This window comes from Synechococcus sp. RC10A2 (genome assembly GCF_047502605.1).
The window spans coordinates 147,269-172,487 of record NZ_JANSHP010000067.1; the positions used below are offsets into that span (position 1 = coordinate 147,269).

Here is a 25,219-nt window from a genome sequence, read left to right on the forward strand (position 1 = left end):
GTCAAGAAGTTGGGGCGCATGCGCCAATACATCGTTTACGCCCGATTCTGGGAGCCTGCGGGAGGCAGTTCCGTTCTGACAAACGCGCCTATACCCGCACCACCCACTCATTTTTTCCGCGTGTGAGTTCAAACTCCTGCGTTTTTGCGCCGATGGTGAGGCGGTAGGTTCCCAGAAAGCCGCGCAGGCGCGCGGTGCCCCGCGCGTTGGTGGTCAGCGTCTGGGTCGGCGTCCACCACCGCTCGCGGATGAGGCGTTGGACGCGCTCGTAGGCGGGCTTGGGGCTGAGGTCTTCGCGCAGCCAGCCCGCAGGCGCGCCCTGCCACGCGAAACGGTCGCACAAATCCCACCAAGTGATTGCCTCCACCGCAGGGTGCGAAAAGAGCAGCGTGTAGAGCCGCTCCACATAGTCCGCCTGCCGCTGCTCGCCCTCTGGGGTGGACGCCCACGGGCGCGGCAGCTCCCAGCCGTGCTGCCCCGACAGCACGGTAATCTCCGTGAAGTGCAGCGGTTTGCCGAATCGCGCGTAGGTCTCGCACACCTGCCATGCCCGCTCCAGTGTCCACTCGCCCCGATGCATATGCGACTGGATACCGACGGCATCCAGCGGCGCGTTGCGCTTGACCAGCGTCTCGACCAGTTGCTCGAACGCGGGGCTGAGGTTGTAGTCGTTGTAGAGCAGGAACGCCTGCGGGTGCGCCTCCTTCGCCCACTGCAGGGTCTCCAGCACAACGGTCGCTGCCCCGTCGCGGGCGACCCACTTGCCGACGCCGTTGTCGAAGTTCTGCGAGACGGTCGCCTCGTTGATGACATCCCAGCGGTCAATCAGCCCGCGAAACTCGCGGATGATGCTCTGCACGCGCGCCTTCAGCAAGGGCTTCACGGCGTCGGGGTCGTTCGGCGCCCAGCGCGGGTAGACTTCGTGCCACACCAGCGGGTGTCCTTTGGTGGCGATTCCATATTGGCGACACCACTGGGCGATGCGCATCTGCCGCTCGCGTCCTGTGGCGCGCCCCTGCTCTGGCTCATACGCGCCCCAGTAGAAGCCCAGCGTCGCGTAGTTCAGCACTTCGCGGAACCGACGCCCGTAGGTCTCGTGCTGTGCCCCCTCGAAGTCGTACAGTGGGAAGATGTTCGCGCCGAACAGGAAGGCGTGGCGTAGGAACTCTACTTTCACGCGGCGGTTGCGCACAGGCCTGCCGCGCGAGTCGAGCAGGCGGATGATCGCGTCCGCCTTGCGGTGCTTTTCGATTCGCTCGGCTGCGCCTGCAAGGAGGTTATGCGCTTGCTGGGTAAGTTGCATAGATGCCCTCACCGACACGCCTCTACCGCGTGCATCTCCACCAGCGGGCAGCTGGGGTCGGCGCTTGCGCCACACTGCAGGCACACCTCCATCGGCTTGAGGATGCCCGCTTCGACGCCCGCGCGGATGAACGCGCTCAAGCCCTGTATGAACGCGCCCCGCTCGGACGGCTCCATACGCGCCAGCACGCTCGCGAACCGCTGGCGACGCTCTTGGTCGACGCGCTGAATCATCTCGCGTCCCGCATCGGTCAGCACAAGCCCGACCTGACGCCGATCGCGTGGGTTCGCCACGCGCCGAATCAGCGACTTCTTCTCCAACCGATGCACCATGTTCGTCGCCGACGGATAGGAGATGTTCAGCCCCTCCGCCAAGTCGCCCACTGTGACGCGCTTATGCGTGTTGAGATACCGCAACGCCTGCATCTGCGAGTAGGTCAGGTCTGACTCTGCCAGCTCCTCCAGCAACTTCTCACCGATGGAGGTATACATCGCCTGCAGGAACACCCCTGCGACCAGCTCGGCATGGCTGAGCAGCTCGTCCGTCAGCGCCATCGGCAACCTAATCGGTTCTCGCACGAATCTCACCTACGCATAAGGATACCCAAAAATGTAGCGTGGCTAAAGGTTTGCGTGTGCGACACGCCTTGCGCAATCGCCGATGGCGTGAGAAATCAGAGGTACGGGAAACACGCTCGCAGAAACTTCACTGATACCATTAGAAAAATGCGCTTTGAAACACCCTCGGAGGCAGTTGACAAGACGCCTTGCAGTGAGGTATGCTTCTGATACCATCGTGCGTTAGAGGGGCAATCTAAGAAGTGGGCACGCAAAATCAGGTACTAAACTATGCGCCTACCCTCGTCATCGGGGTCGGTGAGAGAGAGGAGGCATCGCTGAAAGCGGTCTTGAGCGAGGCGCGCTTTTGGCTGGGGGAGTGCTATCCGCAGGTGACTCCAATTGTGCGGTTGGGGCTTGTCGTCAACCGTGAATTGCTCGACCTCACGGAGCGTGTGGGGGAAGGTGTTGGTAACGACCTTTGCGACGGCGTTCGCCGCTGGTGTGAAGCCGTCACGAGCGTCCACGCCATCGATTGCGTGCGTGCAAGCCATATCAATACGACTGGCACGGAGCGACTGGAGCTGCGCGTCGCGCTGGTTTTCTTCTCGGACTGCCCCCACGAACAGGTGAGGGCGGTTCTACGCGCTCTGAGTGCGGCGACGGAGTCGTCTGGGGTTGTGTTATGCATCACCACGATTATGGTTGCCCGCGCGGATTGGTTGCCCTCAGCGTCGGCAGTGCAAGCGTGGCTGGAGACGCTGCGTCCGTTTGCGCCAGCTTACACAGTCGTGCTGCGCCGATACCGAAGCAACGGCAGCACAGTCGAGGAGGCGACCCTGCCGCTCGCGGTGCAGTTTTTGCTCCTTGCGGCGTTAGCGCCGTATGACACCGCCCGACACCCCCTTTTCGAGAGCAACGGAACCTTAACCGAGCTGTCGACAGTGGGGCTGGGGCTGATTTATGTGCCGTTGCCACACATCAGCAGTGCGGCGGGCAACTTTCTGGCGCACGAACTCTCGTCGCTGGCGCTGGATCCGAACCCTCATCCGAGCCAGCCACGCTGGAACGAAGCCGCAGCGCACGCACTCGATGAAGCCGATTTCTGGCAAGCCCTGTTCGACGGCATCGAAGAGGTCACCGAAGTGCGCGCGGAGCCGAACGCCATACCCGAACAACGGTTCCAAGTCGCCCTGCGCAAGGGTACTGTGCTAATAGACCTGAGCCGCACGCCATGGCATCGGCGCAAAGAGCGGCTCATCGACTACGAACTAACTTGGGGCTGGCTGCTGCGCGAGTTCTGGCTGCCCAAAATGCAGCGCAACGCTGCGCGCAAGCAGCAGGAAGCAGACGAGGCAATTGTCGCTGTGCTGGATACTATCGCGCAGCAGGGGGTAGGTGTCTTCGCGGCGGTGGAGCGCACGCTCGAACATCTCGTCAAGTGCCTGAACGAATGGCGCTCTGCCAAGCCTGGCACGCCACGCGGGGTAGACCGCGGGGGAACGCAACAGCGCTACACGGAGTTGGAGCGTGCGATTGCTGATGCGCCCAACCCGTATGCGGTCATCACCCGCGCGCTGCTTACCCTCGCGCTGATTGGCTATACGGCGTTCGCGCTGGCGCGATGGGACTGGCTAACCGCCGCGCTCAACGAGGCGGTGCGTGCGGTCTTCGCGGGCGCGCCCCCATGGAGCGCGTGGGGGCTCATCGGCGTCGCGGGGCTTAGCGCGACGGTCGCAATCATTCTGAAAGCGATTCAGACGATTCGCGACGCGCACGAGCGCGTCGAGCAAGCCACCCAAGACGCGCTCCTCGCCCTTGAACAGGCTATCGTCTCCCACCTGCGCGAGATGGGGCTGCAACTGCTTCAGCAGGTACAAAGCAACTTCCTGAACCGCCTTCAGGAGCTGGCTGGTATGAACCGACGCGGGTTGGAAGACTTTGAGCGCGTGCGTCAGAACTGGCAGGCGCACGCGCGCGCGTTCGACCCGCCCCACACGCCGCTGACGCGGGCAGCCGTGCGCACATGGCAACAACTGGAACCCAAACTGCAGGAACGCCTAATCGGGCAAGACCTGCCCGCGCTTTGGCGACAGACGCTGCAAAACGCCTCCGTCGACGCCTACGAGACACTTATCAATCGCCTGAGCGACCAAACGCTGGAAGCAATGATTTATCAGGCTGCCAAACAGCTGTGGATCGAGCAGCTACGCGGCGAGCAGATGCGCCGTATCAGCGACTACCTCCCCGTGAACGAGTCGAGCGCCGTGCGCGGGCTACTCGATGAGTGTTACCAAGAGTCGCGCGCGTATCTGGCGCAGTCGGCGCGAAGCGCTGTGGGATGGCAGCTGCACGCCGTGGATGAACCCGCGCTAAACAACCACATCCAGCAAACCGCTCAAACGCAGTTGGGGAGTCAGTGGATTGTCCTGCAACTGCCCGCGGTGGCGGGGTTCGTCCAGCTCGGCTGGGTAGACCGCGTGCCCGATGCACACGACGCGTCTGCAACGGAGTAAACCATGCACGAAAGACCGCTCTCAGAGTCAGAGGAGATTACCTATCACGCGACCGACTTACCCGCGCCAATTACGGTCGGTGCGATGCTGTGGGTTGCAATCGGCTTTTTCCCACTGCCGCTCGCGTTGCTCATCCACTGGCTGATGCATCGAATGCCCGAATGGGCGCGTTGGCTCCAATCGCTTGCAGCGTATGACGGCGCGGCGTTGGTCGCCGTGTTGCTAACGGCGACAGTGGGGTTCGGTCTCGCTCTCCTCGCGCTGCGACAGACAAGCGACCCGCCTTTGATGGCGCGCCTCCAGAGCTGTGTCGATAGCGCGGGGCTGGAGTCGTGGCAACTGCTCCTTTTCCTGATAGCGTTGCCGATTGTGCTGATACTGGCGATTGTGCGTGCCGCGGGCGCGCTGGAACTGGGGCTGCTAACGGCGATTGCGCTCAGCGTGTTGACCGCGCGGCGCATCAAGCGCTACCCGCGCCCTGCGGTCAATCTCGTCCCCGCGGAACTGGCGGCGGAGGTGGAGCCACTGCGCCAACAGCAGGGGCAAACTGTTGCTTATCAGTGGAGCTTCGCGCCCACGCCCGAATCCGCGCCCGAACTATTGAGCCTTACAGTCGCCTTCAGCCCGACCCGACTCGAACAGGCGCGCGAGCGACCCCGCGAGCGCCAAAGCGAAGGCGACTGGCTCCGATACCTGCAGGCAGACCAGACAACGCCCGAAATCCTCGCGCTCGCAGCGGAACTGCACGACCTGCACGAGAAAAAAGGGTGGACGCCATTCCAACGCTGTCGGAACCTGCTTGCACTACTGGAGAGTTTCCAAGCGGATGCGACGGGCGCGTCGCCGCGTTTCGCCATAGAGACGCTGTACGAGCGGCAGGCGTCGCCCGCCGACCTCGCCGTCGCCGCCTATACGCTCCTACGCGCCTTGCGAGAGACCGTCCCCCAAGCGGCGCTGGTGCTGCGCAACGACAACTCGGAAGCAGGAATCGGGATTGCAGGCGCGGAAGAATTTCCCGACAGCTTTCGTGGATTCTTCCACGAGGGGACGGCGTACCTGTTCGTCAAGCTAGAGCTGACGCGAGACCGCAGTGGATTGCGTTGGGCTTGGCGAGCCATCCCCGAAGACTGGGGCACGATTCGCGTTATCCGAACCTGAAGGGGAAGGCGCGATGCGAGTAGGAATCATCGGTGCTGCGCTGTTGGGGACACTGGCAGTTTGCTCGGCGCAGGAGTGGCGCGTGGTGGTGCATGCGCCGTCGGCGCAGTCATTGCACAGTTGGGCGCAAGACGCGCCGACAATACAACTCCAAGCCGCGCTTCAAAGGGCAGGCGTCACGGTTATCAGCGGGCGCGGCGAGACGGCGCAGCTGTTCCTCACGGCGCAAGTCTACGAAAACGGCGCGCTTGTCGACCGCGTCACGATGTGGGACGACGGCACGCACGGCGATGCGCAAGCGAGCGACGGAACCTACACGGCGCTTTATCGCCCGCCGCGCCCCGCGAATTACCGCGTGCGCATCCGCGCCCAAGTGGAGCTGCAGGATGCGGGCAAAACCACGAAACGCGAGTTTTGGTCGGACTTTGTGCCGTTCGAAGCGGTGGTTATCCCCTACGCCCGCCTCACCCAGCCTGAGCCAGGCAGCACGATCCCTGCGCGGACAACGGCGCGCGCACGCCTGCTGCTTGGAGAATCGCCCTACTTGGGACAAGACCCGACACTTACCGCGCTCCTGCGCATAGAGGGCGACAATTGGCGACAGGAAGTACCGATGCGCCGAAGCGAGTCGTTGCTCACCGCTTCCGTGGAGCTGCCGAAGCGCGGAGCGTACCGCCTTACGGCGATTGTGCGCGTTGTGCGTAACGGTCAAGCCCTGCAGAGCCAGAGCGAGGTCGTGCAGGTCGAGGCGACGACCCTCAGCTACTTCTGGCTTTATGTGGCGATTGGGCTGACGCTCGTCTACCTACTCTTGCCCATGCGCCAGCCGCCCCTGCGGTATCGCCACACAATTCGAATCGCGAACGAAACACACTTCCTCGAACCCGAACAGAACCTCTCCATTCGTGGGCTGGAGCTACGCGCCAGTGCGGAGAAGCCTGAAGTGGTGGTTCGCGTCGCGCCTGGAAGCCCTGTTGCCTTGCGCAAGCCAGGCGAACCGCTCCGCCAAAACGAGGCGACGCTTCAGGAGGGCGAACAGTGCCTCGCGGGCAGTGAGACCATCCGCTACGAGCGGGCGGAGCCAACACGGGCGAACGCGCCCCTCTGGAGCCGACTAATGCCCACCACGCTTCCGCGCCGTATTACACTTTTGTGCGCGCTGGGCGCACTGGTCTACTGGTGGCGCCTGTGGCAACAGTTCACACAGTAGGTATAATCCGTTTACGAGGTGCGCTATGAACGGGATTCAACAAACTCTGCGGACAGCATTAGAGAACACGATTGGGGACCTACAAGTCGCTCAAGTGATGAGCGTTGCGCCCACGCTGGTGATTGGGCTGGGCGGGAGCGGCGTTTGGACGGCGCGCCGACTGAAGCGGCTTATGCGCATCCGCTACGGCGAGGTTCCGCTTATCCGATTCCTACTGATAGATACAGACCAAGCCGCGTTCGCGCCTGCGCCTAAGTTGGCGGATGCGCCTGACGCCGAACGCGCCATGCTAACCCTACAAAACCCCGAGGCGGTCTACGATTCCGTCAAGAAGGGAATTGGCGAGCTTGCGAAATTGCGCGAGTGGATACCCGACGCCCTCCCCGTGCATATCTTGCGCAACGCGAACGGCGTGGGCGGCATTCGTCCCGTCGGACGATTCGCGTTCTATGTGAGCTTAGAAACGATATTAGGCAAGCTCAGAACCGCGTTGAATGAATGTTTGAATATCGGTCAGGAGCTGCAGATTCGTCTCAGGGAGCGTGCGCGCAGCTTCCAGTTAGATACGAACCAAGTGCGCATCTACATCGTGGGGAGTTTATGTGGCGGCACAGGCTCGTCGCTCTTTTTGGATACGGCGGTGCTGACGCGCACCCTGCTTCGACAGCTTGCGCCAAACGCGAGCGTCTCCATCGTGGGGCTGTTTTATATGCCTGCCGTGTTCGAGAACGAGCCGACCTTGCGCAACAACACAGCCTTTATGTCGATTATCCAGGCGAACGGCTATGCTGCCCTCAAGGAGCTGGAATACTTCTGCGATGCGAACTTGCTCAGGCAACAGCCGTTTACTTTTCGGTATCCGAATCTCAGCGACATCACGGTAAGCGCGCCTGTCTACGACGAAGAGTTCATATTGGAGCGTGGCACGGCGGACGGGCGGATGCTGGCAAGTCGTGACGAGGTGCTGGAGCTTGCCGCGCGCGCGCTTTTGATAGACATCGGCTCGCCTGTGGGCGCGCGCAACCGCGCGGCGCAAGCCAACATCGCCACCGTACTCACAATGCAGCCGTGCCCGCAGACCCAAAAGCTGCGCACCCTGCACAGCCTCGGCGTCACGGCGCTCTCCGTGCCCATCGTCGAACTGCTGGAGCACGGCGCAGTTCGGCAGCTGCGCCAGTTCATCACGGACGACCTGCTTGGACAGCCGCTCACCAGCGCCGAGTTGGAACAGCTGGTCGACGGCTTTTTGGAAGCGAACCGCCTCGAAGAGCGGCGCGACCGCGACGACCTCTCGCTGCAACTGTTCTCCGGACGCTATACACTGTCACGCACGCGCCAAGAGCTGGAACGCGAGGCAGGCGGCGACGACCTCAAGCAGGCACAATACGCCGCCGAGTGGATCCAGCGGGAAATCACGCGCCTGCAAAACGACCTGTTACCAACAGCGCGACGCCAAGTAAGCCAGCAGCGTCCCGTAGTCTTGGAACGCGCATGCCAAGCCATCCGCGAGCGCACAAACAGCATTATTCACGAGCGCGGGCTGCGCGCCGCCTACCAGTTCGTAGACGAGCTGATCACCATCTTCGAGAGCGTACAGCGTGAACTGGTCGAGGAGCAACAAAGCTACGACACAGACACGAAGGGACGATTGGAAAACGAACTCGGCAGTCGGCTCGCCTTCCTGACCAGCCTGCGTGGACTGAGCGGCAGGATACAAGCGATGGGCAGCGCGGACGAGCAAGCCATCGACGATGCGCTCCTCACGCTGGGACGCTACGGCAACTACGAACTGCAAGCGGTCGCGCGTCAAGCAACCCTGGAAGTGCTTGGCAGCGACCAACCCATCGACGGAAAGCCAGCAATCCTCCCCCAGCTCAAGGAGTGGAAGCGCCAAATTGAGCTGGCAATCGCTAAGTTAGGCGAGATTGACCACCGATGCGCCGAAATTTTGAGCACGCGCCTACACGCCGCGGCTCCAGGCTCTACCTATGTGCTGGATCAGTGGAGCCTTACGCCCGAAGAGTTCCACAGGTTCTTAGACCGTGTGCCCGTGGACATCGCCGCCTATCGCGACCAGCTGTGGCAGCAACTGGGCACAGAGCTCGACCAGCGATTGAACACCTTAGCCCAGAAAAGCAGCGACGAGCTGGTAGCTGAGTTGGTGGGAGCGATCGGCGCTAAAATGCAAGCCGCCCTGCGAGAACAGGTCTCAATCGCACGGCTTATTCTCGAACGCGACGACTTGCCCAACCTGCTTACCACGATGCTCAACACTTGCCAGCCGTTCTGGAGCGCAAGCGCAGTGGGAGTCGGAAACATCGGCTACCAAGAGTTCTTCGCCGCCACCGTGCCCGCTGGGCAAGACGACCCAAATTATAAACAAACTGAGCAGTGGCTTCGGAGCCAGCCGCTGCTGCAGAATGCGGAACTGGTGCATAGCGGCTACCCATTCGCTATCGAGATTATGAAGCGCGTGTACGGCGCGCGAGCCTTCTGGTTGGAGCGAACCCGCAGCCTGCGCCATCACTACGAACAGAGGCGGCAGTTCCCCCAGACCGCCGAGCTGCTCCACCTTGACAGGCGGTTCCTTGAGCTACTACCAGATCTTTACGAGGGGGTCAGCTGACGCTGCCGTGCGGAGCAGGGGCAATTCCCACTCCGCACGCATAGTGCATCAGATCACGGTGCGTCGCAAATCTTCGCCCGTTGCGCCTGGGCGGATGGGCTTGACGCTGGCGACATACTCAGGCTCGTAATCGATGAGCTTGAGCCAGTCTTCCATCACATCCGACTTGGGGAAGATTTCGTTCTCGCGGTACTCCATCTCGATGGCGCGCTTGAGGTCGTCGGGGCGGACGCCGTGTTCGACGCTCGGCTCCTCAATCGCGCGGCGGATAGCGAACTCTTTCGCGCGATCGACGACCGACTTGATGAGCGCGCCGCTGACCATATCGCGCCAGTAGAGCGTCTCGACGCCGCCGTTGCGCAGATACACCTGCAGGAACTCGGTGTCGGGCGCCTTGCGCCAGAGGTACTGCACGGTTTGCTCAATCAGGCACTCGCGCGCTTCGGCGGGCGTGTCGTACTCGCGCACGAAGTCGGCATCCAGCGGCAGCGTCGGCGTAAGATAGATGCCGAAAATCTCGCGCGTGGCGTCGCGGTCGGGACGGCGCACCTTCACCTTGCGGTCAATGCGTCCTGGGCGCAGTATGGCGGGGTCGATATAGTCGGGGCGGTTGGAAGTGAGCATCACCACCACATTCTCCAGGCTCACCAGCCCGTCCATCTCGGCGCAGAACTGGGGCACGACCGTGTTGGAGATGTTGAGCCACCTGCCCGAACTGCGTGTGCGCAAGATCGACTCCGCCTCGTCGATAAAGATAAACACGAGATAGCCCTCGCGCGCCTTCTCACGGGCGATCGAAAAGATTTCGCGCACCATGCGCTCCGTCTCGCCCAGCCACATGTTCAGAATCTTGGGACCGCTGATATACATAAAGTATTCCTTCACGGGCTTGCCCATCCGTTCAGAATATTGGCGCGTGAGGTTGTAGGCGGTCGCCTTGCCAATGAGCGTCTTGCCGCAGCCCGGCGGTCCGTAGAGCAGGATGCCCTTAAGCGGCTGCTTTTCGAACCGTTGGAACACTTCGGGGTGTAGTAGGGGCAGTTCGATGGTCTCGCGGATGAGCCGAATCGCCTCTTCCTGCCCGCCGATTTGGCTCCACTCGATGGGGGGTACCTCTTCGAAGTAGTAGTCGCGCACCTCTTGGTGGGGAATGTGTTCGATGGCGACTTTGTAGTTGGGTTCGAGGCGCACCTCGTCACCGGGCTTGATGAGAACTTCCGACAGGTCAGTGGAGCGGAACACGATGCGCGAGGTCATGCCTTGCGGGTCCGACCCGACGCGCAAGCGATCCCCCTCCAGCACCTCTTGTACCTTCACAATCGGTCCCGCAGGGTGATAGCCCAAGTCGCCGATGACGGCAAACGCTTCGTTGACCTTCACGCGCGTGCCCACTTTGAAGTCGGGGTTCTCTAACTTGGGGTCGATGTTGGCGTAGTATTCGCTGTCGCCCAGCGCAATCAGCGCGACGCCCTCATCGGGCTGGTTCAGAAAGACGCCGATGCGGTTGGCAGGGCTGGTCAGTTTCTGATACGCCTCCTCGTATTCCTGAATTGCCTGCATCGCCTCCTGCATCTGCTTCTCGTCGACTTCCAGTTGGTGCTGGAGCAGGCGCAGCATTTGGCGCAGGCGTAGGTCGTCGCGGGGCGCAAGACGCATAATCTCTTCCAGAATCGCCAGAGCGCGGATTTGCGTCTCGGGCAATTCGAACTCGTCGTCATAACGGCGTGCCATTCGGATAAGACCTCCTCACCATGATACTACCGCAATTGTACCTCGAAGGTTGCAGGGTCGGCGACATAGTCGGGGGTCATTTGGACGCGCTCGTCGGGGGTGAAGGGCACACCCTCCTGCTGGAGGAGCGATTTCTGGAGTTGGGCGAGCATCGGGTCGCGCTTGTGGATGCGCAGGCTGCCGTCGCTGCCCACCACGCGCCACCACGGGATGTCGCCGTCCAGCGCGCGCGCCATGATTCGTCCCACTTGGCGGGCGGTAAGCGGCGGGCAGGCGCGTGCCACCTGCCCGTAGCTCATCACCTTACCGCGCGGAATCTGGCGCACCAGCGCGTAGACCCGCCGCGCGTTAGAATCGGTCGCCGACACTGCCAAAATTGAACAGCACGATGAGTAGGTCGGCGTCGTCGACCACATTATCGCCGTTCACATCGCTGGCGCGGTCAGTCCCTCCGAAGTTGAACAGCACCTGCAGCAGGTCGGCGTCGTCGACCACATTATCGCCGTTCACATCACCGTTGGTGAGCGTGAAGTTCTGCTGCACAGGTCCCGACACATTGCTGAGGCTGACCTTCCGCGCCAGCCCTGGCGCGACCTGTGCCAGCACTTCCATGTTGCCCGACTGGTCAATCGGTACGGCGTACTGCCCGTTCGCGCCCAAGGTCGCCGTGTAAGTAAACACTTGGGTACCTTGTTTTACCTTGATTGTGGCGGTCTTACCTTCCAAGCTGCCCGTGTAACCCGCAATCGTGATTCTGCCGTACAGCGAAGGCGTCGCGTTGCCGATTAACTGCATCGCGAAGGTCGCGGGCACGCCCCCTTGCAGTCGGTAGGCTTCGTAATCGTTGCCATCGTATTCGAGGAAGTAGTCCAAGTTCAAGTCCGTGCCTGGCAGTGCGCCGCAGACCCACGCGCCCGGCGGGCTCACTTGAATGCCGACATAGCAGTTGAAGCGTCGCTGCGAGTCGATTGACCCATCCAGCACGCCACACTGCACAGTGAATACCTCATTGCTTGGGTCTATGTTGGTACGGAGTCGCCCAACGCCTGCCTGCCACACAAAAATAGTGTGTGGTCCCTCGTTGCTGCGCAAGAAGGTGTTCGGTGGATTGCTGGTGGGGAAAGGCGTTATGTTATCATCAGAGCCAGTCCAGAAGCCCTGAATGGTGTAGAATCCAGCAGCAGGGAAATAGACCATTATTTCGACGCTGCTGATACGGAACCGCCCCACGCCTGCAGGATCGAACACGCGCCGAATGTTCGCGTCATCCAGCACGATGTTGTAGCTCTCGTAGGCATAATATTCCTGTTGCCCAGTGGAGGCGGGCATCCGTCGGTACAGCAGAACATCCGACGCGGGGAAAAAGTCGCCTGCGTCGGGCTGCCAAGTCGGCTTAGGCGGGAAAATCGCAGGCATAAGGTCGCCTTTGCGAAGCACCTTCACAATCTGCACATCGTCCAGCCACTCGACAAGTTGCCACCCGCCAAGCGGTTTCCACGGGTTATCCTGCGCAAACAGTTGCCCTACAAGCGTCGCCAGCACGCCTGCCACAATCAACAACCGTCTCATTAGTGCGCCTCCTTCAATCGGTATTATACACCAAAACTTTGACAGGATGCTGACCTCAAGAGGTTCCCGCTTACGGCTCTGCGGGTAGCCGCTCGCCTGTAGCAACACGCAGTTGCAGTTCGGCGACGGCGGCGTCGTAGGTCGCCTGCACGAGGTTCGTCTCGGCGGTAATCAGCGCGAGTTGCGCGGTCAGCACCTCCACAATCGTGCCGACGCCCTCGCGCAGCGACTCTTGCGCGGCGTCGAAGTTGCGTTGCGCGGCGGCGACGGCGATTTTGGACGCCTCCAGCCGTTCGGACGCCTCGCGGAGGCTTAGCAGCGCGCTCTCCACTTCGGCGTAGGCGTCGCGCTCGGCTTGTTGCAGGCGGAACTGTGCGCTCTGCAGGCTCGCCTCCGCCTCGCGCAGATTCGCGCGGGTCAGCCCGCCGTCGAACAGCGGGTACGAGGCGACGATGCTGATGCTGCCTTGCGTGCGGCTGTTGGGGTCGTACTCACGGAAGCCGCGCGCGCTGATTTGCAGGCGCAGCAGGCTGTTCAGGCGCGCGGCGTCCAGCCCCAGACGGCTGATTTGCAGGCGCAGTTCGGCGTCGCGCAGGTCGGGGCGTTGCAAACGGGCGCGCTGCCATAGTTGCTCAACGCTAAGCGCAGGGTCAGGCTTCGGCGGGGCGTCGGGCGCGGTTAGCGCGGGTAGCGGCTTTTGCGCGTCCCAGCCGATGAGCCGCTTCAGGTCGGTCTCCGCCAAGCGCAAGGCGTTGCGTGCCTGAATCTGCTGCACGCGGGCGTTGGCAAGATCCGCCTCCGCCTGCAGCACATCTTTCTGGGGCGCGGCGCCGACCTCCGCCTGCGCTTTGGCGACCTCCAGCAGCGTCTCGGCGCGACGCACGGCGGTGTCGGCGACCTGCAGCAACTCTTTGCGCCGCAACACTTCGTAGTAGGCGCGCGCGGTCTGGAACAGCACGCGGCGGAGGGTCTCGCGCGTGCTTTGGCGCGTCGCCTCTGCCGTGCGCGAACTCTGGCGAATGCGCAACTCGCGTTGCCCGTTATCCAGCAGCAGCCACTCCAGCCCGAAGCCGTTCTGGCGTTGGGTGGTGTCGGCGATTGCGCCTCCGCCCTCGATGCGCGTGCGCGTCGTGCTGCTGCTGAGGTCGATGCTGGGATACAGGTTCGCGCGTGCGGCGGCGAGGCGGGCGTCGGCAGCGTCGGTCTCGGCAAGCGCGGCGCGCGCCAGCCCGTTGTTCTGCAACGCCAAGCGCAGCGCGTCGTCCAGACTCAGCGTCTCCTGCGCATTCACGGCAGCGACCGCCAACAGCCCAACGCAGATCACAAGGCTCGGTCTCATCACAGGCATGGTTCGACGCACGGGGGTGGGTTCCTGTTCACGGGGGTGCAGACAGGGTATACTTTCCGTGATGACTCCCACGAATCCGACGCTGGCGACAATTCGCGAGCAGCTTACGCTTCGCCACGACACTCTGCGCCGACAGTTTCGTGTGGCGCGGTTGGCGGTGTTCGGCTCGCACGCTCGCGGCACGGCGCGCAAGCGCAGCGATGTCGATATTCTGGTTGAGTTCGAGCCAGACGGGGTTAACTTCGACAACTATATGGAACTCAAGTTCTACTTGCAGCGCGTCCTACGGCGACGAGTGGATTTGGTGATGATAGACGCCCTGCGTCCCGAGTTGCGCGCATCCATCCTTCGGGAGGCGGTTTATGTCTGACGAGTGGGCGTAGCAGGTACACTATACCCCGTGCGTATTCCTGCGTGGCTAAAAATAGCGGCGGGCGTCGGCGCGGCGGTCGCAGGCGTGAACTGGTTCCTGCGCAAGGTGTGGTTCTACCGCGACCCGTTGCGCGTCCCGCCACCTGACCCGAATTTGATTCTCGCGCCGTGCGACGGTAAGGTGGTCTACATCCGCCCCGTCAGCGCGGACGGCACAGTCTTCGCCGAGAAACTCGGACGCCCGATTCGCATTACCGAAATCACCCGCGCCGACTGGGAGGGTGTCCCGCCCGAAGGCTGGCTGATTGGCGTCTACATGAGTCCGCTCGATGTGCATTACAACTACGCGCCGATTGCAGGCACGGTGCGGCGGATTGTCTACACGCCTGCCCGCGCCAACCTGCCGATGGTGGACTTGTGGGAGTATGTGAGCATGGCGTGGCTGCGCCGCGCGGTCGACCTGCTCGGCAAAAAGTACCACCTGCAGAACGAGCGGCAAACGATTTTTATTGAGGGCGAGCGCGTGCGCGTCGCCGTCGTCGAAATCGCCGACAAGTTCGTCAACAAAATCACGACCTATGTGCAGGAGGGGCAGTGCGTCCAGCCCGCGCAGAAACTCTCGTTTATCGAGCGCGGCAGCCAGGTAGACCTGCTGATTTTCTCGCGCGCGGTGGAGATTCTCACGCACACGGGCGCGCAGGTCTACGGCGGACAGACGCCCCTCGCACGGGTGCTATCGCTATGAGAGAGACGCCATTCGGTCAGGTGCGGGCGGTCGGCTTCGACTTGGACGACACGCTGTGCGTCTATATGCCCGTTGCGGTGCAGGCGCGGCGGGCGATGATGGAGCGCTACCTCGCGCCCCAGACGGGACTGCCCATCGAGACACTCGATCAGCACTACAAGCGCGCCTTCCACAGCGTGCTGGAGGAACTGCACTCGGAGCGGTGGTATCCGCTCTACTTGCGGGAGGGGCGTGCAACGCGCACGGAGACCTTCCGACGCCTGCTACGAAGCCTGAACCTCGACGCCGACGGGCTGGCAGAGCGCATCAGCGAGGAGTACGCCGCCCTGCGCGAGCAGATGCTCCACCTGCACGAGGAGACGCTGGAGGTGCTGCACGCGCTGAGGGCGCGCTACCCGCTGTTTGTCATCACGAACGGTCCCGCCTACGAGCAGCGACGCGAATTGCAGGTGTTGGGGCTGGAAGGGCTGTTCGACATCATCGCGATTGAGGGCGAGGTGGGCATTGGCAAGCCGCATAAGCCGATTTTCGAGCGGGTGCAGCGTCACCTGGGGCTGCCTGCCGAGCAAATACTGTTTGTGGGCAACTCGTGGGCGCACGATGTGCAAGGCGCGTTGAACGCGGGCTGGCGCGCGGCGTGGGTGAACCGCGAGGGCGCGCCGCATCCCGACCCCGACAGCGGCGTGCCCGAACTGCGCGACCTGCGCCCCCTGCTGGAATGGCTATGAGCGGCGCAGTCATCTTGGCAGGTGGGGGCAGCACACCGCCCGAAGTACCCCAGACGATGCTGCGGCTGGCAGGCGGCGCGAACGCGCGGATTGTCATCTTGGCGCACACGCAACAGGATGTCGCGCGCGGGGGACGACGCTCCGCCGAGTTTTTCGCCGAGAACGGCGCACAGAATGTCGTCGCGCCCGACACACTGGACGCGGGCGAACTCTCGGCGCTGGTGCAATCGGCGCGGGGCGTGTGGATCCCTGGCGGCGACCAGAACCGCTTCATGGAGCGGCTGGGCGGTTCAGCGGAGTTGCTGCAGGCGATTCGGGGCGTTGTGGCGCGCGGCGGGGTGGCGGGCGGCACGAGCGCGGGCGCATCGCTGATGGGCGCGCGCATGCCCACAGGCGACCACTCGCCCGACGGCGATTTGAAAGTCGGCGCAAGCCCCACTGCGCCTGCCATCGGCGCGCTGCCGAACGCAATCGTCGATCAGCACTTTCTCAAGCGGCAGCGGCTGCCGCGCCTGCTGTGCGCTCTACTGGAGCATCCGCGCCTTGTCGGGATTGGCGTCGATGAAGACGCTTGGGCGCTGGTGCAAAAGGGCAAACTCACCGCCTACCGCGCGCAGGTGGTAGTTGCACGGGTGCGCCAAAAGCCACGCCAGCACGAGCGCATGCTGGGCAGCCGCGACATTCGGTTGCAACTCCTGCTGCCCAACGAGGTGGCGCAGGTGTAAAGTGCCAACCGATGTTCGCAGAGCCTTCGGGGGGTTGACTTTGCCATGTCCAGAAACTGACATTCCCTTCAGTGTGCAGGTATAATGAGCGCTATGCAAGACTCCCTCTACCCTCTGGAGGAGACGCTTGTGCCCATAGACCTTGAGCCGCTGTATGGGGAGCAAGCGGCGGAATCTCCGACGCTGTACGCGGCGAAACGCGCGAACGATCTCGACGGGGCGACATGGACGCGCTACTCAATTTCTATCTGGAGTGACCTGCGCAAGACCCCAGAAGAGGCGGCGTTGAAGCACCCCGCTATGTTCCCGATGGCGCTGCCCGCGCGCCTCATCGAGTGCTTCACACGCAGGGGAATGACTGTACTGGATCCGTTTATGGGAGTAGGCAGCACGCTGCTGGCTGCGAAACGACTGGGCAGGCACGGCATAGGCGTTGAACTGAACCCCGAATACGCGCAAATCGCCGAGCAACGCTTGAACACCCTCACCCTTGAACAGGAGTGGGCAGACGATTCGTGCGCCGCAACGAGCCGCGTCTATGTAGCCGACGCGAATGATATTGACCAACTGGTCGCCCCTGAGAGCGTCGATCTTGTCGTTACCTCGCCGCCTTATTGGGACATCCTGCTTGAGAAACGCACGGCGGACTACAAACCGATACGCCACTACGGCGACGAAGAGAAAGACTTGGGCAAGATTCGCGATTATCACCAGTTTCTCGGCGCGCTGCAAGCAATCTTCCGAAAAGTTCACGCTGTGATGAAACCTGGCGCTTACTGCTGTGTGGTCGTCATGGATATTCGCAAGAAGAATCGATTCTACCCCTTCCACAGCGATTTAGCAAGCAGCCTTGAGGAAATCGGCTTCGTTTATGACGACCTGATTATCTGGGATCGTCGTCATGAGTATAACAACTTGCGTCCGTTAGGCTATCCCGCTGTGTTTCGCGTGAATAAGGTTCACGAATTCATTCTCATACTACAGAAGGCGGAAGGGAAGTAGAGATGGACTACTTTGACGCCGATGTTGCCTACTTCGTCGGGCTGATTGTCGCCCGAGGACAACTCATCGAACAGGGCGACGACCGCCGAATCATCATAGAATTCCCCACTTCAGCGCTCACTGTAGAGGGAGTGAACACAGCCTTCGACCAGTCAGTAGAGACGAAACTGGGACTCGTGGACATCGCGTCCCGCCTGCGCAACCTGCTCGAGACGGATGTGGACATAATCAGCAGTCAGGAGAGCCACCGTCTGCTGGTGCGCTTTATGCGCCCCAACATGATTTGGCGCAATCTTCGCATGATTCTCGGGGATGCAGTGCATTTCGGCGCGTTTAGAGTTCCTCCAATTCTCTTCGAGCCGCAAACTCCCTCAGAGTGGCGCCGCGAGTTCGTGCGCGGATTTGCAGATGTGGCAGGGAATGTGCGCAAAGCGAATCGGTATGTGGATGGAAGAAATCGCGTGCGTCTGGATGTTCTCAACTACAAAGATAACTGGGAACTACCCGTACAATTCTGTCAACTTTTGCAGGATCACCTGCAAGTGCCCGTCCAACTGATTACTTGGGGACACCCAAACTTGGGGCGCGACTTCCGCGAACACCAAATCAATATATTTGTTGTACCCTTTCTGAAGATAGGGTTCAGTTTTCGGCATAAGCAGTAGGTACTTGAAGAACTTGCACACTTGGATGAGCAGAACTTTAGCGAGTTCAAGTACAGTTTCTGCCCAGGCGAACGCGCTGCCCGCCGAACTAAACCGCCCGACTCGCGTGAGGAGGACGAGCGACTTCCTACCTCCCTACGCGGGAGGCACTTTGACGCCTACTGGCAAATATGCCGAGCATTGGGCTGTCCGAAGCGACCCCAACAGCAGGATGTTAGCTATCAGGAAGATGTGGAACAGGAGGCTGTTGAGCCTTGAGATACGCGAGAGAGAGCGAAATGTACCCTGATGTGGCGGAATGGCTTCAGAATTACCTCTCCCAACGCCACAGGCGTCGAGTGGTGCGCACGCAGGTCTGTGCCACTCGACGCCTGAATAAGGTAATCCACGCACTCGGCGTGCAATCGCAGTTCCCTCAAGAGTACCAGACTTGGGATGTTCAGGTGGATATCGTAGGACTGCTACTGTCATCTACCCGCGCAGAGCTGGTACTCGTCGAGTGTAAAAACAAGCCAATCACTCTGGGGCATCTTTCACAGATGATTGGATACTGCAGGGTTGTCAAGCCCATCTTCGGGCTGATTCTTTCTCCTGTAGGCGTCTCGCCCGCGCTGCGCAATCTTATTCAGGTCTTTGGTCGTTCTGACATCTTGGTCTACGACTCTCCTAAAAACCGCGCAGCGAGGCGAGTTGTGTTAGCGCAGTGGGACGGCAGATCGAAATCGTTGGTACCATCTTCTGTTATCCCCGCAGGTGAGTTTTAGCGTCCGTTGTACCTTCTACTCGTGAAAAGGCTTCACAGCTTGTAAGTGGTACCTGCGGGACGCGGCGTTTAGTGGGATAGGCGTTGTCGGGTTACTTCCCCGACGGACACGACTGTAGCAGCTGCAACTCCTCGTCGGTGAGCATCCGCCACTGCCCAGGCTTTAGGTCGCGCGGCAAGCGCAGCTCGCCTATCGCGATGCGCACCAAGCGTCGCACGGGATGCCCTACCGCTTGGCACATGCGCCGAATCTGGCGTTTGCGCCCCTCATAAAGCACAATTTCGAGCAGGGTCTGCCCGTCCTCGCTGCGGATGCGTCGCACTTGCGCGGGCGCGGTCATTCCGTCTTCCAGCGGCACGCCTTCGCGCAACCGCTGCAAGGCTCTGTCGGATGGGACGCCCTGCACCCAGACGCGGTAGGTCTTGGGCAACTTGTAGCGCGGGTGCATCAGGCGGTTGGCGAACGCGCCATCGTTAGTGAATAGCAGTAGCCCTTCCGAGTCGGCGTCCAGCCGACCGATGGGGAACACAGGCACAGGCACGCCTTCAAGCAGTTCCATCACAGTGCGCGGAGCATGGGGGTCTTTGCGCGTCGTGACATACCCGCGCGGCTTGTGGAGCATGAGGTAAACATACGCTTGCTGGGGCGGGTTCACAGGCTTGCCGTCGACAGTAATCGCGTCGCGTGCGGGGTCTACCTTCATGCCGAGCGTGGCGGGTGCGCCGTTTACGGCTACGCGCCCTTGCGCAATCAGCTGCTCGCAGGCGCGGCGGGAACCGCAGCCACAACGCGCCAACCACTTCTGCAGGCGCAACGGCTCCATAAAAACATAATGGCTCCTGGGGCAGGACTCGAACCTGCAACCTGGTGGTTAACAGCCACCCGCTCTGCCCATTGAGCTACCCAGGAGCGTCGGCGGTTAAAATATACCACATCTCCCGCTTGGTTGTCAAGAGGTGGGGAGGCTGTTCGAAAATACTCTCACTTAGCCGTTCGGCAACGCCGCCGCCGCGCCAACGCCGCCAACCCAATCCCCAGCGCGGTCAGACTCGCAGGCTCTGGCACCAGCGTCCCCTCCGCACGGAGGTTGATGTCCAAGTCCACATTGACGCCAATCTCCTCCAGCGTCAGGTCAAAGATGAGGTTGGCGGTCTGCCCTGGCGGTAGGATGGTCGGCAAGCCGAACTCGAAGGGGGGCAAGTCCAGATTAGGGTTAAATGTCTGCGAGAAGTTCAGTTGCTGCAGCGAGGTGATGAGCGCCGTGTCGCCCAGCACGACGACTTGCCCCTGCAACGGCAGCACGAAGGGGAAGGTCTGCGCGAACGGGTTGCCCAGCAGGTCGGCGACAAGGGTCAAGTCCACCGCCACCGCCGCCGTGAAGTTGTAGGTATTCGCGCCGACAGGGGTCAGCACGCCTGCACCGGCGCCCGTCTGTACCGCTGTGAACTGGCTTAAGTTGACTGTGCCGATCGGGAAAGTGACTCCCTGAGGCAGCAACACATAGATCGAGTCAGGGTTGCGCGTGCGGAACGACTGCCCTGCTAAGGTAATCGTCACGGGCAGTACGGCGGGACCGTTCGCCAAGAAGTTTAGCGACAGGTTCTCGAAGGTGATTGTGTTCGTGCCGCCGTCGACCGTCGCGCGGAAGATTCCGCCCGCTTGACGGTTGATGTTCCCGCCAATCGCCGCGCCGATGCGCACCTCCACAGGCACATTCTCGGTCGGTTCGAACGGACCGAACAGACCAGGCTTGGTGCGCGTGCCATTAGGGTTCGTGTCAGGATTGTAGTTGCCGACCAGCGTGCCCTGCGTGCGCGCAGAAAGAGCAAGGTTGCCGCTAATCCCGCTGGGCGGCGCGACGACATTAAAGTCATACAGTTGCGCAGGCGCAAGGCGCAACGCCCCTGCCGCGCCAAGAATCGCCCAAAACAGCCTCCATCGTCGCATACCGCATGCATAAGACTCAGAAAAGGGGCAAAAGCGGACAACCCCTATGCGTGCAGGAACGCGCCTTCTTATGGCGAAACAAAACCTTGTGCTGCGCATAGCGCATACTGCCGATGTGCATTTGGGCAGGGCGTTCGGGTATTTAGGCGAGTTGGCGTCGGCGCATCAGGAGCGGCTGAAGCGGGCATTTCGGCGCGTGTTCGAGCAGGCGGGGAGATACGGATGCGCCGCGGTGCTGATCGCAGGCGACCTGTTCGATAGCCCCAGCGTCGGGCGCGCGTGGGTGGCGTTCGCGCTGGAGGTCATCGAAGGGGCGCGCCTGCCGACGGTCGTTATTCCAGGCAACCATGACCCCGCCGAGCGACACCCCTTCCGTGAGATTGACCTGCCGAGCAACCTGCACTTTGCTGTCGAGACGGGGCGCGTGCGCCTGCGCGAACTCGATTTGGAACTCGTCGCGTGCCCTGCGGGGGACAGCGCGCGCTGGGAGGCAGCCCTGCGACGCGACCCGAACGGCGCGCCGTTCCAAGTCGCCCTGATGCACGGCTCGATGCCCTCGGCGGGCGGGCACGGCGACATCCAGCCGCAGTGGGTGGGCGCGAGCGGGCTGGACTATGTCGCTTTGGGCGACTGGCACTCGCCGCAGGAGTGGACACAGGGACGCACTGTCTGCTGGTACAGCGGCGCGCCTGAGATGATTCTGCCGCGCCAACGGTTGCCCGCCACGATGTGCGTCGTGGAACTCGCGCAGAGGCACCCCGCGCGCGTCGCGCACGCCATCACGGGCGAAGCCCGCTACCCCGACGATGCACCCGACGGCGCGCTGGAGTGGGATGTCTCCCGTTATGCCGACGCCCAAAGCCTGCTGCGCGACCTGAAAACCGCGCTTACGCCCGAAACCGTCGCGGCTGTGCGCCTCGTGGGACGCTGGAGCGCCGAAGAGCCGCTCGATGTGCCGATGCTGACCGAGAGCCTCCAGCCGCACTGCCTCTGGCTGGAGGTTGTGCCCGCCTTCCAAGTCGGGCAACTGACGCCGCAGACGCCGTTTGAGAGCCTGCTCGTGCAAGTCGCGCAGGACTATGCGACCCACGCGCCCCAGCAAGCCGAGCTCTACCGCGAGGCGGCGCAACTAAGCCTCTACTTGCTGCGCGGAGGGCGACTGTGATGCGCTTCCTTATGCTCACTCTGGAGGGCTACGGGCGGTTCCGCGAGCGTGTGGCGTTCGAGTTCGACGCGGGGCTGAACTGCTTCGTCGGCGACAACGAGTCGGGCAAAAGCACGCTGCTGGCGGCGCTGATGGACGCCCTCTACACCCTGCCCACCTCGACCGCACAGCCCGTGCGCGATCGGATTAGCTGGGGACACCCACATGGCTGGACGCTGGAGCTGGTGTTGGAGCTGCGCGGCGAGCGCGTGCGCCTCCGCAAGTTTCACCCAGTCGACGACCCCCGCAAGCGCGGCGCGTTCACACTGGAGTACGGGGACGAAACGCTTTCGGGTGATGCGGCGCGCGCCCGTTGGGAGCAACTCTGGCGCGTGCCCGAAGCGGTCTACCGCGCCACAGCGTGCGTCGCCCAACGCGCCCTCGCGCGAATCGAAAAAGGCGACCTCAAATCGCTTCAGCAACAGCTGCGGGAAAGCGCCGTGAGTGCCGACCTCAACCGCATCATGGACGCGCTCGACAAGGAGCGTCGCCGCCTGAACCGCATGGTCGAGGACACGCGAAACCGCCTGCACACCCAAGACCAACGCCTGCACGCCGCCCGTCAGACTGAACGCCAGCGACGCGAGCTACGCGAGCGATTGCGCCAAATCCAGCAGGAAACCGACTCCCTGCGTCAGCAACTGGAGGAGGACGAGCGGCTCTTGGAACGCTGGCGCGACCTGCAGGCGCTACGCACACGGTTGGAGCATCTGCGCCGCGAAGCCGACACGAACCAACGCCACTTAGATCAGCTGGAACAGATAGAGCGACGGCTGCAAGCGCTGGAGACCGAGCTACAGCACGACTTCGCCCTGTGGCACGCGCTGCCTGCCGACCATAAAGAGCAGATAGACGCCGCGTGGGTACGCCACCAGGACGCCGTGCGCCGTCTGAGCGCGTTAGAACGCGAGGCGCAGGCGGCGCGACACGCGCGGCAGGCGTCTACGGGGCGTCGTCAGGCGCGCGCGGGCTATGCCGTGTTGGGGCTTGCCCTCTGCGCCGCGAGCATTCCGCTGTGGGGCGTCGCGCCTGCGCTGGGCGTGATTGCGCTCGCGCTGGGACTGGTCGCTCTCGCCGTCGCGCTCCTGTGGCGCGCACGCCACGCCGACGCCCCCAGCGAATCCTCCGCTGCGCTGGAGACTGCCCACCACGAAGCGGAGACCCACTGGCGGCAACTCACCGCGCTGCTCGAACAGGCGGGCTACACAGTGGAAACGCCCGCCATCAACGGCGAACCCAGCAAGCACGCGAGCGAGACCCTGATACGCCTCCAGCACGCCCTGCAACGCTACGGCGAGCGATGGAACGCCTTCCAGCAACGGCTCGCCGAACAGAAACGGCTCCACCACCAACGCGACGCGCTGCACCAAATCGTACCCGACCCCAAAGCACTGCGTGAACGCCAGCGCGAACTCGCCGTGCAAATCGTGGGGCTGGAAGAGCAAATTCGGCGCAACCCCCTCGCGCACGGCGAACTGCCCGAATCGGAACTGCTCCGCTTAGACGACCGCGTGCAACGGGAACGCCAACGGTTAGACGCGCTGCAAGCGGAGCAACTCCGTTGCGAGGGCGCGCTGCACGCCCTGCAGATAGGCGAGCTGCCCGACGCGCTGGAGCTGGAACGCACACGCACCCAGCAGCAGATTGACCAACTACAACATCGCATGTGCGTGATAGAGACCGCCTCGAAGTTGCTTCAAGAGGCGAACACGCGCTATCTGAGCGACCTGCGCCCGCGCCTCAAGCCGCGCATCGAACAGCACCTGCCCGCCCTCACGCTGGGACGCTACACGCAGGCAGAGCTTGGCGAGGACCTGAGCCTGCAGGTGTACCACCCCGACCGCGGCGAAACGCTCCCCGTCAAGGAAGACTCCGTCGCGTGGAGCGCAGGGGTAGTAGACCAACTCTTTTTCGCCTGCAGGCTGGGGTTGGCGGACGCGCTCTCCGACGACCTGCGCCTGCCCCTGCTGCTGGACGACCCGTTCGTCTACTCGGATATGGCACGCTACCGTGCCGCGCTGGAACTGCTGACTCGCGTCGCGCAGCAAACGCAGGTCTTCCTCTTCACTTGCCGCCCGCTGCCCGAAGGAAAGTGGGGGAAAGTGGTGCGACTTTGAGAAACCGATTGCTCAGCACTCCTTCTCCTCTTAGCCCCTTTACCCCATAGTTCTGTGGTATAATCGGTATTATGACAGCGACGAAGCGAGCCTACGGGTTTACCCTGATCGAGCTGCTGGTAGTGATTGCGATTATCGCGATTTTGGCAGCGATTCTGTTCCCTGTGTTTGCGCAAGCGCGTGAGAAGGCGCGCCAGACCATGTGTTTTAGTAATTGTCGCCAGATTGGGATTGCTGCGATGATGTATGTGCAGGACTATGGCGAGGTGTTCCCGCTTGCCGAGAACCAGTTGATTCCGCCCCCGAACTTTTGCGGCGGCGGCTACACAAGCTGCACTTCCATCGGCTACCTCTACTGGCTCCAGCCCTACTCGAAGGACAACCTCTACTCCCGTTGTCCGAACGCGAAGCCGATAACGAACCCCGACTCGCCGACGGGCAGACGCCTGCTGTGCGAGGGTCGGATTGGCTACGGCGCGGCGTACCCCTCGCCGATGGGCTTCTCCAACGGATGCCAAGCCACGCCCTTCATCTACCCGCCCAGCAAGAGTCTCGCCCAACTGAGTGCGCCCGCCAGCCATGTGATGGTGATGGACGGCGTGCCGTCGGGCGTCCAGAGCCGACCACTGTGGGAGCGCGAGGGCTTCCATATGAATGTGGTTCACTCGCCCTTCATGCGCACCGAGTGGCAGCATTACGGGTTCAGCTCGGCGCCGGGCTTTCCGCCCGCGTTCCACCAACGCCCCCACGGACGCCACTCAAAGCAGGTCACCGTCGTGTACGCCGATGGGCATGTGAAAGCCACCCCGTTCGAGGCGCTCTACGGCTTGCCCGAATCGGAGTGCGAGCGCAACAACAACACCTTTTGCTCGTCGGTGGAATACACGCGCACCCAGCGCCCCGACCTGTGGGAGCGGTGGGACTAAGGCATT

Annotated in this window: 21 protein-coding genes and 1 tRNA gene; 13 read left to right on the forward strand and 9 right to left on the reverse strand. The window is 62.3% G+C overall.

Annotation, left to right across the window (positions count from 1 at the left end):
- Positions 1–88: 88 nt before the first annotated feature.
- Together NW848_RS09475 and NW848_RS09480 are read right to left on the reverse strand one after the other, a co-directional pair.
- Entirely contained in the window at positions 89–1,303 is a 1,215-nt protein-coding gene (locus tag NW848_RS09475) for an endo-1,4-beta-xylanase (protein WP_414511017.1), read from the reverse strand.
- 8 nt (positions 1,304–1,311) lie between these two features.
- Positions 1,312–1,881 carry a MarR family winged helix-turn-helix transcriptional regulator gene (locus NW848_RS09480; RefSeq protein WP_414511018.1) on the reverse strand — a complete coding sequence of 190 codons (570 nt, stop codon included), beginning with the start codon at positions 1,879–1,881 and terminating at the stop codon, positions 1,312–1,314.
- A gap of 242 nt (positions 1,882–2,123) precedes the next feature.
- Between NW848_RS09480 and NW848_RS09485 the strand changes: the two genes are divergently transcribed.
- The 4 genes from NW848_RS09485 to NW848_RS09500 all read left to right on the forward strand — a co-directional run bounded on the left by NW848_RS09485 (position 2,124) and on the right by NW848_RS09500 (position 9,370).
- Positions 2,124–4,376: a hypothetical protein gene (locus tag NW848_RS09485; RefSeq protein ID WP_414511019.1), complete on the forward strand. Its 2,253-nt coding sequence runs from the start codon at positions 2,124–2,126 to the stop codon at positions 4,374–4,376.
- A 3-nt stretch (positions 4,377–4,379) separates the two neighbouring features.
- Complete coding sequence (locus tag NW848_RS09490; RefSeq protein WP_414511020.1) at positions 4,380–5,534, forward strand: hypothetical protein; 1,155 nt, start codon at positions 4,380–4,382, stop codon at positions 5,532–5,534.
- Between the two features lie 13 nt (positions 5,535–5,547).
- Positions 5,548–6,744 (forward strand): choice-of-anchor X domain-containing protein, encoded by a 1,197-nt coding sequence (locus tag NW848_RS09495; RefSeq protein ID WP_414511021.1) that lies wholly within the window; start codon positions 5,548–5,550, stop codon positions 6,742–6,744.
- Positions 6,745–6,841: 97 nt separating this feature from the next.
- On the forward strand, positions 6,842–9,370 hold the full coding sequence (locus NW848_RS09500) for a tubulin-like doman-containing protein (RefSeq protein ID WP_414511022.1): 2,529 nt from the start codon (positions 6,842–6,844) through the stop codon (positions 9,368–9,370).
- A 48-nt stretch (positions 9,371–9,418) separates the two neighbouring features.
- On the opposite strand, the gene NW848_RS09505 is transcribed toward NW848_RS09500, so the two are convergent.
- The 4 genes from NW848_RS09505 to NW848_RS09520 form a co-directional block, all read right to left on the reverse strand.
- Entirely contained in the window at positions 9,419–11,101 is a 1,683-nt protein-coding gene (locus NW848_RS09505; RefSeq protein ID WP_414511023.1) for an AAA family ATPase, read from the reverse strand.
- 26 nt (positions 11,102–11,127) lie between these two features.
- A complete protein-coding gene (locus NW848_RS09510; RefSeq protein ID WP_414511024.1) occupies positions 11,128–11,469 on the reverse strand; it encodes an MGMT family protein in 342 nt (113 codons plus the stop codon).
- Positions 11,450–12,670, reverse strand: coding sequence for a hypothetical protein (locus NW848_RS09515; protein ID WP_414511025.1), 1,221 nt, complete (start codon positions 12,668–12,670; stop codon positions 11,450–11,452). The genes NW848_RS09510 and NW848_RS09515 overlap by 20 nt, the downstream gene beginning before the upstream one ends.
- 70 nt (positions 12,671–12,740) lie before the next feature.
- A complete protein-coding gene (locus NW848_RS09520; RefSeq protein ID WP_414511026.1) occupies positions 12,741–14,009 on the reverse strand; it encodes a TolC family protein in 1,269 nt (422 codons plus the stop codon).
- A gap of 70 nt (positions 14,010–14,079) precedes the next feature.
- Between NW848_RS09520 and NW848_RS09525 the strand changes: the two genes are divergently transcribed.
- The 6 genes from NW848_RS09525 (at position 14,080) to NW848_RS09550 (ending at position 18,255) form a co-directional block, all read left to right on the forward strand.
- Positions 14,080–14,388 (forward strand): nucleotidyltransferase family protein, encoded by a 309-nt coding sequence (locus tag NW848_RS09525; protein WP_414511027.1) that lies wholly within the window; start codon positions 14,080–14,082, stop codon positions 14,386–14,388.
- Positions 14,389–14,418: 30 nt separating this feature from the next.
- The gene (locus NW848_RS09530; protein WP_414511028.1) at positions 14,419–15,135 is read left to right on the forward strand and encodes a phosphatidylserine decarboxylase; all 717 of its coding nucleotides are present in this window, start codon (positions 14,419–14,421) and stop codon (positions 15,133–15,135) included.
- A complete protein-coding gene (locus NW848_RS09535) occupies positions 15,132–15,863 on the forward strand; it encodes an HAD family hydrolase (protein WP_414511029.1) in 732 nt (243 codons plus the stop codon). The genes NW848_RS09530 and NW848_RS09535 overlap by 4 nt, the downstream gene beginning before the upstream one ends.
- The gene (locus NW848_RS09540; RefSeq protein WP_414511030.1) at positions 15,860–16,588 is read left to right on the forward strand and encodes a cyanophycinase; all 729 of its coding nucleotides are present in this window, start codon (positions 15,860–15,862) and stop codon (positions 16,586–16,588) included. The genes NW848_RS09535 and NW848_RS09540 overlap by 4 nt, the downstream gene beginning before the upstream one ends.
- Before the next feature lie 93 nt (positions 16,589–16,681).
- Positions 16,682–17,590: a DNA methyltransferase gene (locus NW848_RS09545; RefSeq protein ID WP_414511031.1), complete on the forward strand. Its 909-nt coding sequence runs from the start codon at positions 16,682–16,684 to the stop codon at positions 17,588–17,590.
- Between the two features lie 2 nt (positions 17,591–17,592).
- Positions 17,593–18,255, forward strand: a complete 663-nt coding sequence (locus tag NW848_RS09550; protein ID WP_414511032.1) for a hypothetical protein — start codon at positions 17,593–17,595, stop codon at positions 18,253–18,255.
- An 855-nt stretch (positions 18,256–19,110) separates the two neighbouring features.
- Here the strand turns inward: NW848_RS09550 and NW848_RS09555 are convergent.
- The 3 genes from NW848_RS09555 to NW848_RS09565 form a co-directional block, all read right to left on the reverse strand.
- Positions 19,111–19,842 carry a pseudouridine synthase gene (locus tag NW848_RS09555; protein ID WP_414511033.1) on the reverse strand — a complete coding sequence of 244 codons (732 nt, stop codon included), beginning with the start codon at positions 19,840–19,842 and terminating at the stop codon, positions 19,111–19,113.
- Positions 19,843–19,852: 10 nt separating this feature from the next.
- Positions 19,853–19,928 (reverse strand) — tRNA-Asn (locus NW848_RS09560).
- Positions 19,929–20,000: 72 nt separating this feature from the next.
- Positions 20,001–20,966, reverse strand: a complete 966-nt coding sequence (locus tag NW848_RS09565) for a PEP-CTERM sorting domain-containing protein (protein ID WP_414511034.1) — start codon at positions 20,964–20,966, stop codon at positions 20,001–20,003.
- Positions 20,967–21,036: 70 nt separating this feature from the next.
- Here NW848_RS09565 and NW848_RS09570 point away from each other — a divergent pair, with 70 nt between their 5' ends.
- The 3 genes from NW848_RS09570 to NW848_RS09580 all read left to right on the forward strand — a co-directional run bounded on the left by NW848_RS09570 (position 21,037) and on the right by NW848_RS09580 (position 25,213).
- The gene (locus NW848_RS09570; protein ID WP_414511035.1) at positions 21,037–22,131 is read left to right on the forward strand and encodes a metallophosphoesterase family protein; all 1,095 of its coding nucleotides are present in this window, start codon (positions 21,037–21,039) and stop codon (positions 22,129–22,131) included.
- Entirely contained in the window at positions 22,131–24,287 is a 2,157-nt protein-coding gene (locus NW848_RS09575; protein ID WP_414511084.1) for an ATP-binding protein, read from the forward strand. Before NW848_RS09570 ends, NW848_RS09575 begins: the two co-directional genes overlap by 1 nt.
- Positions 24,288–24,358: 71 nt before the next feature.
- Positions 24,359–25,213: a type II secretion system protein gene (locus tag NW848_RS09580; protein WP_414511036.1), complete on the forward strand. Its 855-nt coding sequence runs from the start codon at positions 24,359–24,361 to the stop codon at positions 25,211–25,213.
- The last annotated feature ends 6 nt before the right edge of the window (positions 25,214–25,219 follow it).

What these genes read in the sequence shown, in the direction of transcription:
- NW848_RS09525 (WP_414511027.1), top strand. Translation starts at nt 14,080, where the DNA reads ATGACTCCCACGAATCCGACGCTGGCGACAATTCGCGAGCAGCTTACG.
- NW848_RS09545 (WP_414511031.1), top strand. Translation starts at nt 16,682, where the DNA reads ATGCAAGACTCCCTCTACCCTCTGGAGGAGACGCTTGTGCCCATAGAC.
- NW848_RS09505 (WP_414511023.1), bottom strand. Translation starts at nt 11,101, where the DNA reads ATGGCACGCCGTTATGACGACGAGTTCGAATTGCCCGAGACGCAAATC.
- NW848_RS09550 (WP_414511032.1), top strand. Translation starts at nt 17,593, where the DNA reads ATGGACTACTTTGACGCCGATGTTGCCTACTTCGTCGGGCTGATTGTC.
- NW848_RS09495 (WP_414511021.1), top strand. Translation starts at nt 5,548, where the DNA reads ATGCGAGTAGGAATCATCGGTGCTGCGCTGTTGGGGACACTGGCAGTT.
- NW848_RS09570 (WP_414511035.1), top strand. Translation starts at nt 21,037, where the DNA reads ATGGCGAAACAAAACCTTGTGCTGCGCATAGCGCATACTGCCGATGTG.
- NW848_RS09580 (WP_414511036.1), top strand. Translation starts at nt 24,359, where the DNA reads ATGACAGCGACGAAGCGAGCCTACGGGTTTACCCTGATCGAGCTGCTG.
- NW848_RS09535 (WP_414511029.1), top strand. Translation starts at nt 15,132, where the DNA reads ATGAGAGAGACGCCATTCGGTCAGGTGCGGGCGGTCGGCTTCGACTTG.
- NW848_RS09540 (WP_414511030.1), top strand. Translation starts at nt 15,860, where the DNA reads ATGAGCGGCGCAGTCATCTTGGCAGGTGGGGGCAGCACACCGCCCGAA.
- NW848_RS09475 (WP_414511017.1), bottom strand. Translation starts at nt 1,303, where the DNA reads ATGCAACTTACCCAGCAAGCGCATAACCTCCTTGCAGGCGCAGCCGAG.
- NW848_RS09575 (WP_414511084.1), top strand. Translation starts at nt 22,131, where the DNA reads ATGCGCTTCCTTATGCTCACTCTGGAGGGCTACGGGCGGTTCCGCGAG.
- NW848_RS09500 (WP_414511022.1), top strand. Translation starts at nt 6,842, where the DNA reads ATGAGCGTTGCGCCCACGCTGGTGATTGGGCTGGGCGGGAGCGGCGTT.
- NW848_RS09565 (WP_414511034.1), bottom strand. Translation starts at nt 20,966, where the DNA reads ATGCGACGATGGAGGCTGTTTTGGGCGATTCTTGGCGCGGCAGGGGCG.
- NW848_RS09520 (WP_414511026.1), bottom strand. Translation starts at nt 14,009, where the DNA reads ATGAGACCGAGCCTTGTGATCTGCGTTGGGCTGTTGGCGGTCGCTGCC.
- NW848_RS09490 (WP_414511020.1), top strand. Translation starts at nt 4,380, where the DNA reads ATGCACGAAAGACCGCTCTCAGAGTCAGAGGAGATTACCTATCACGCG.
- NW848_RS09555 (WP_414511033.1), bottom strand. Translation starts at nt 19,842, where the DNA reads ATGGAGCCGTTGCGCCTGCAGAAGTGGTTGGCGCGTTGTGGCTGCGGT.
- NW848_RS09515 (WP_414511025.1), bottom strand. Translation starts at nt 12,670, where the DNA reads ATGAGACGGTTGTTGATTGTGGCAGGCGTGCTGGCGACGCTTGTAGGG.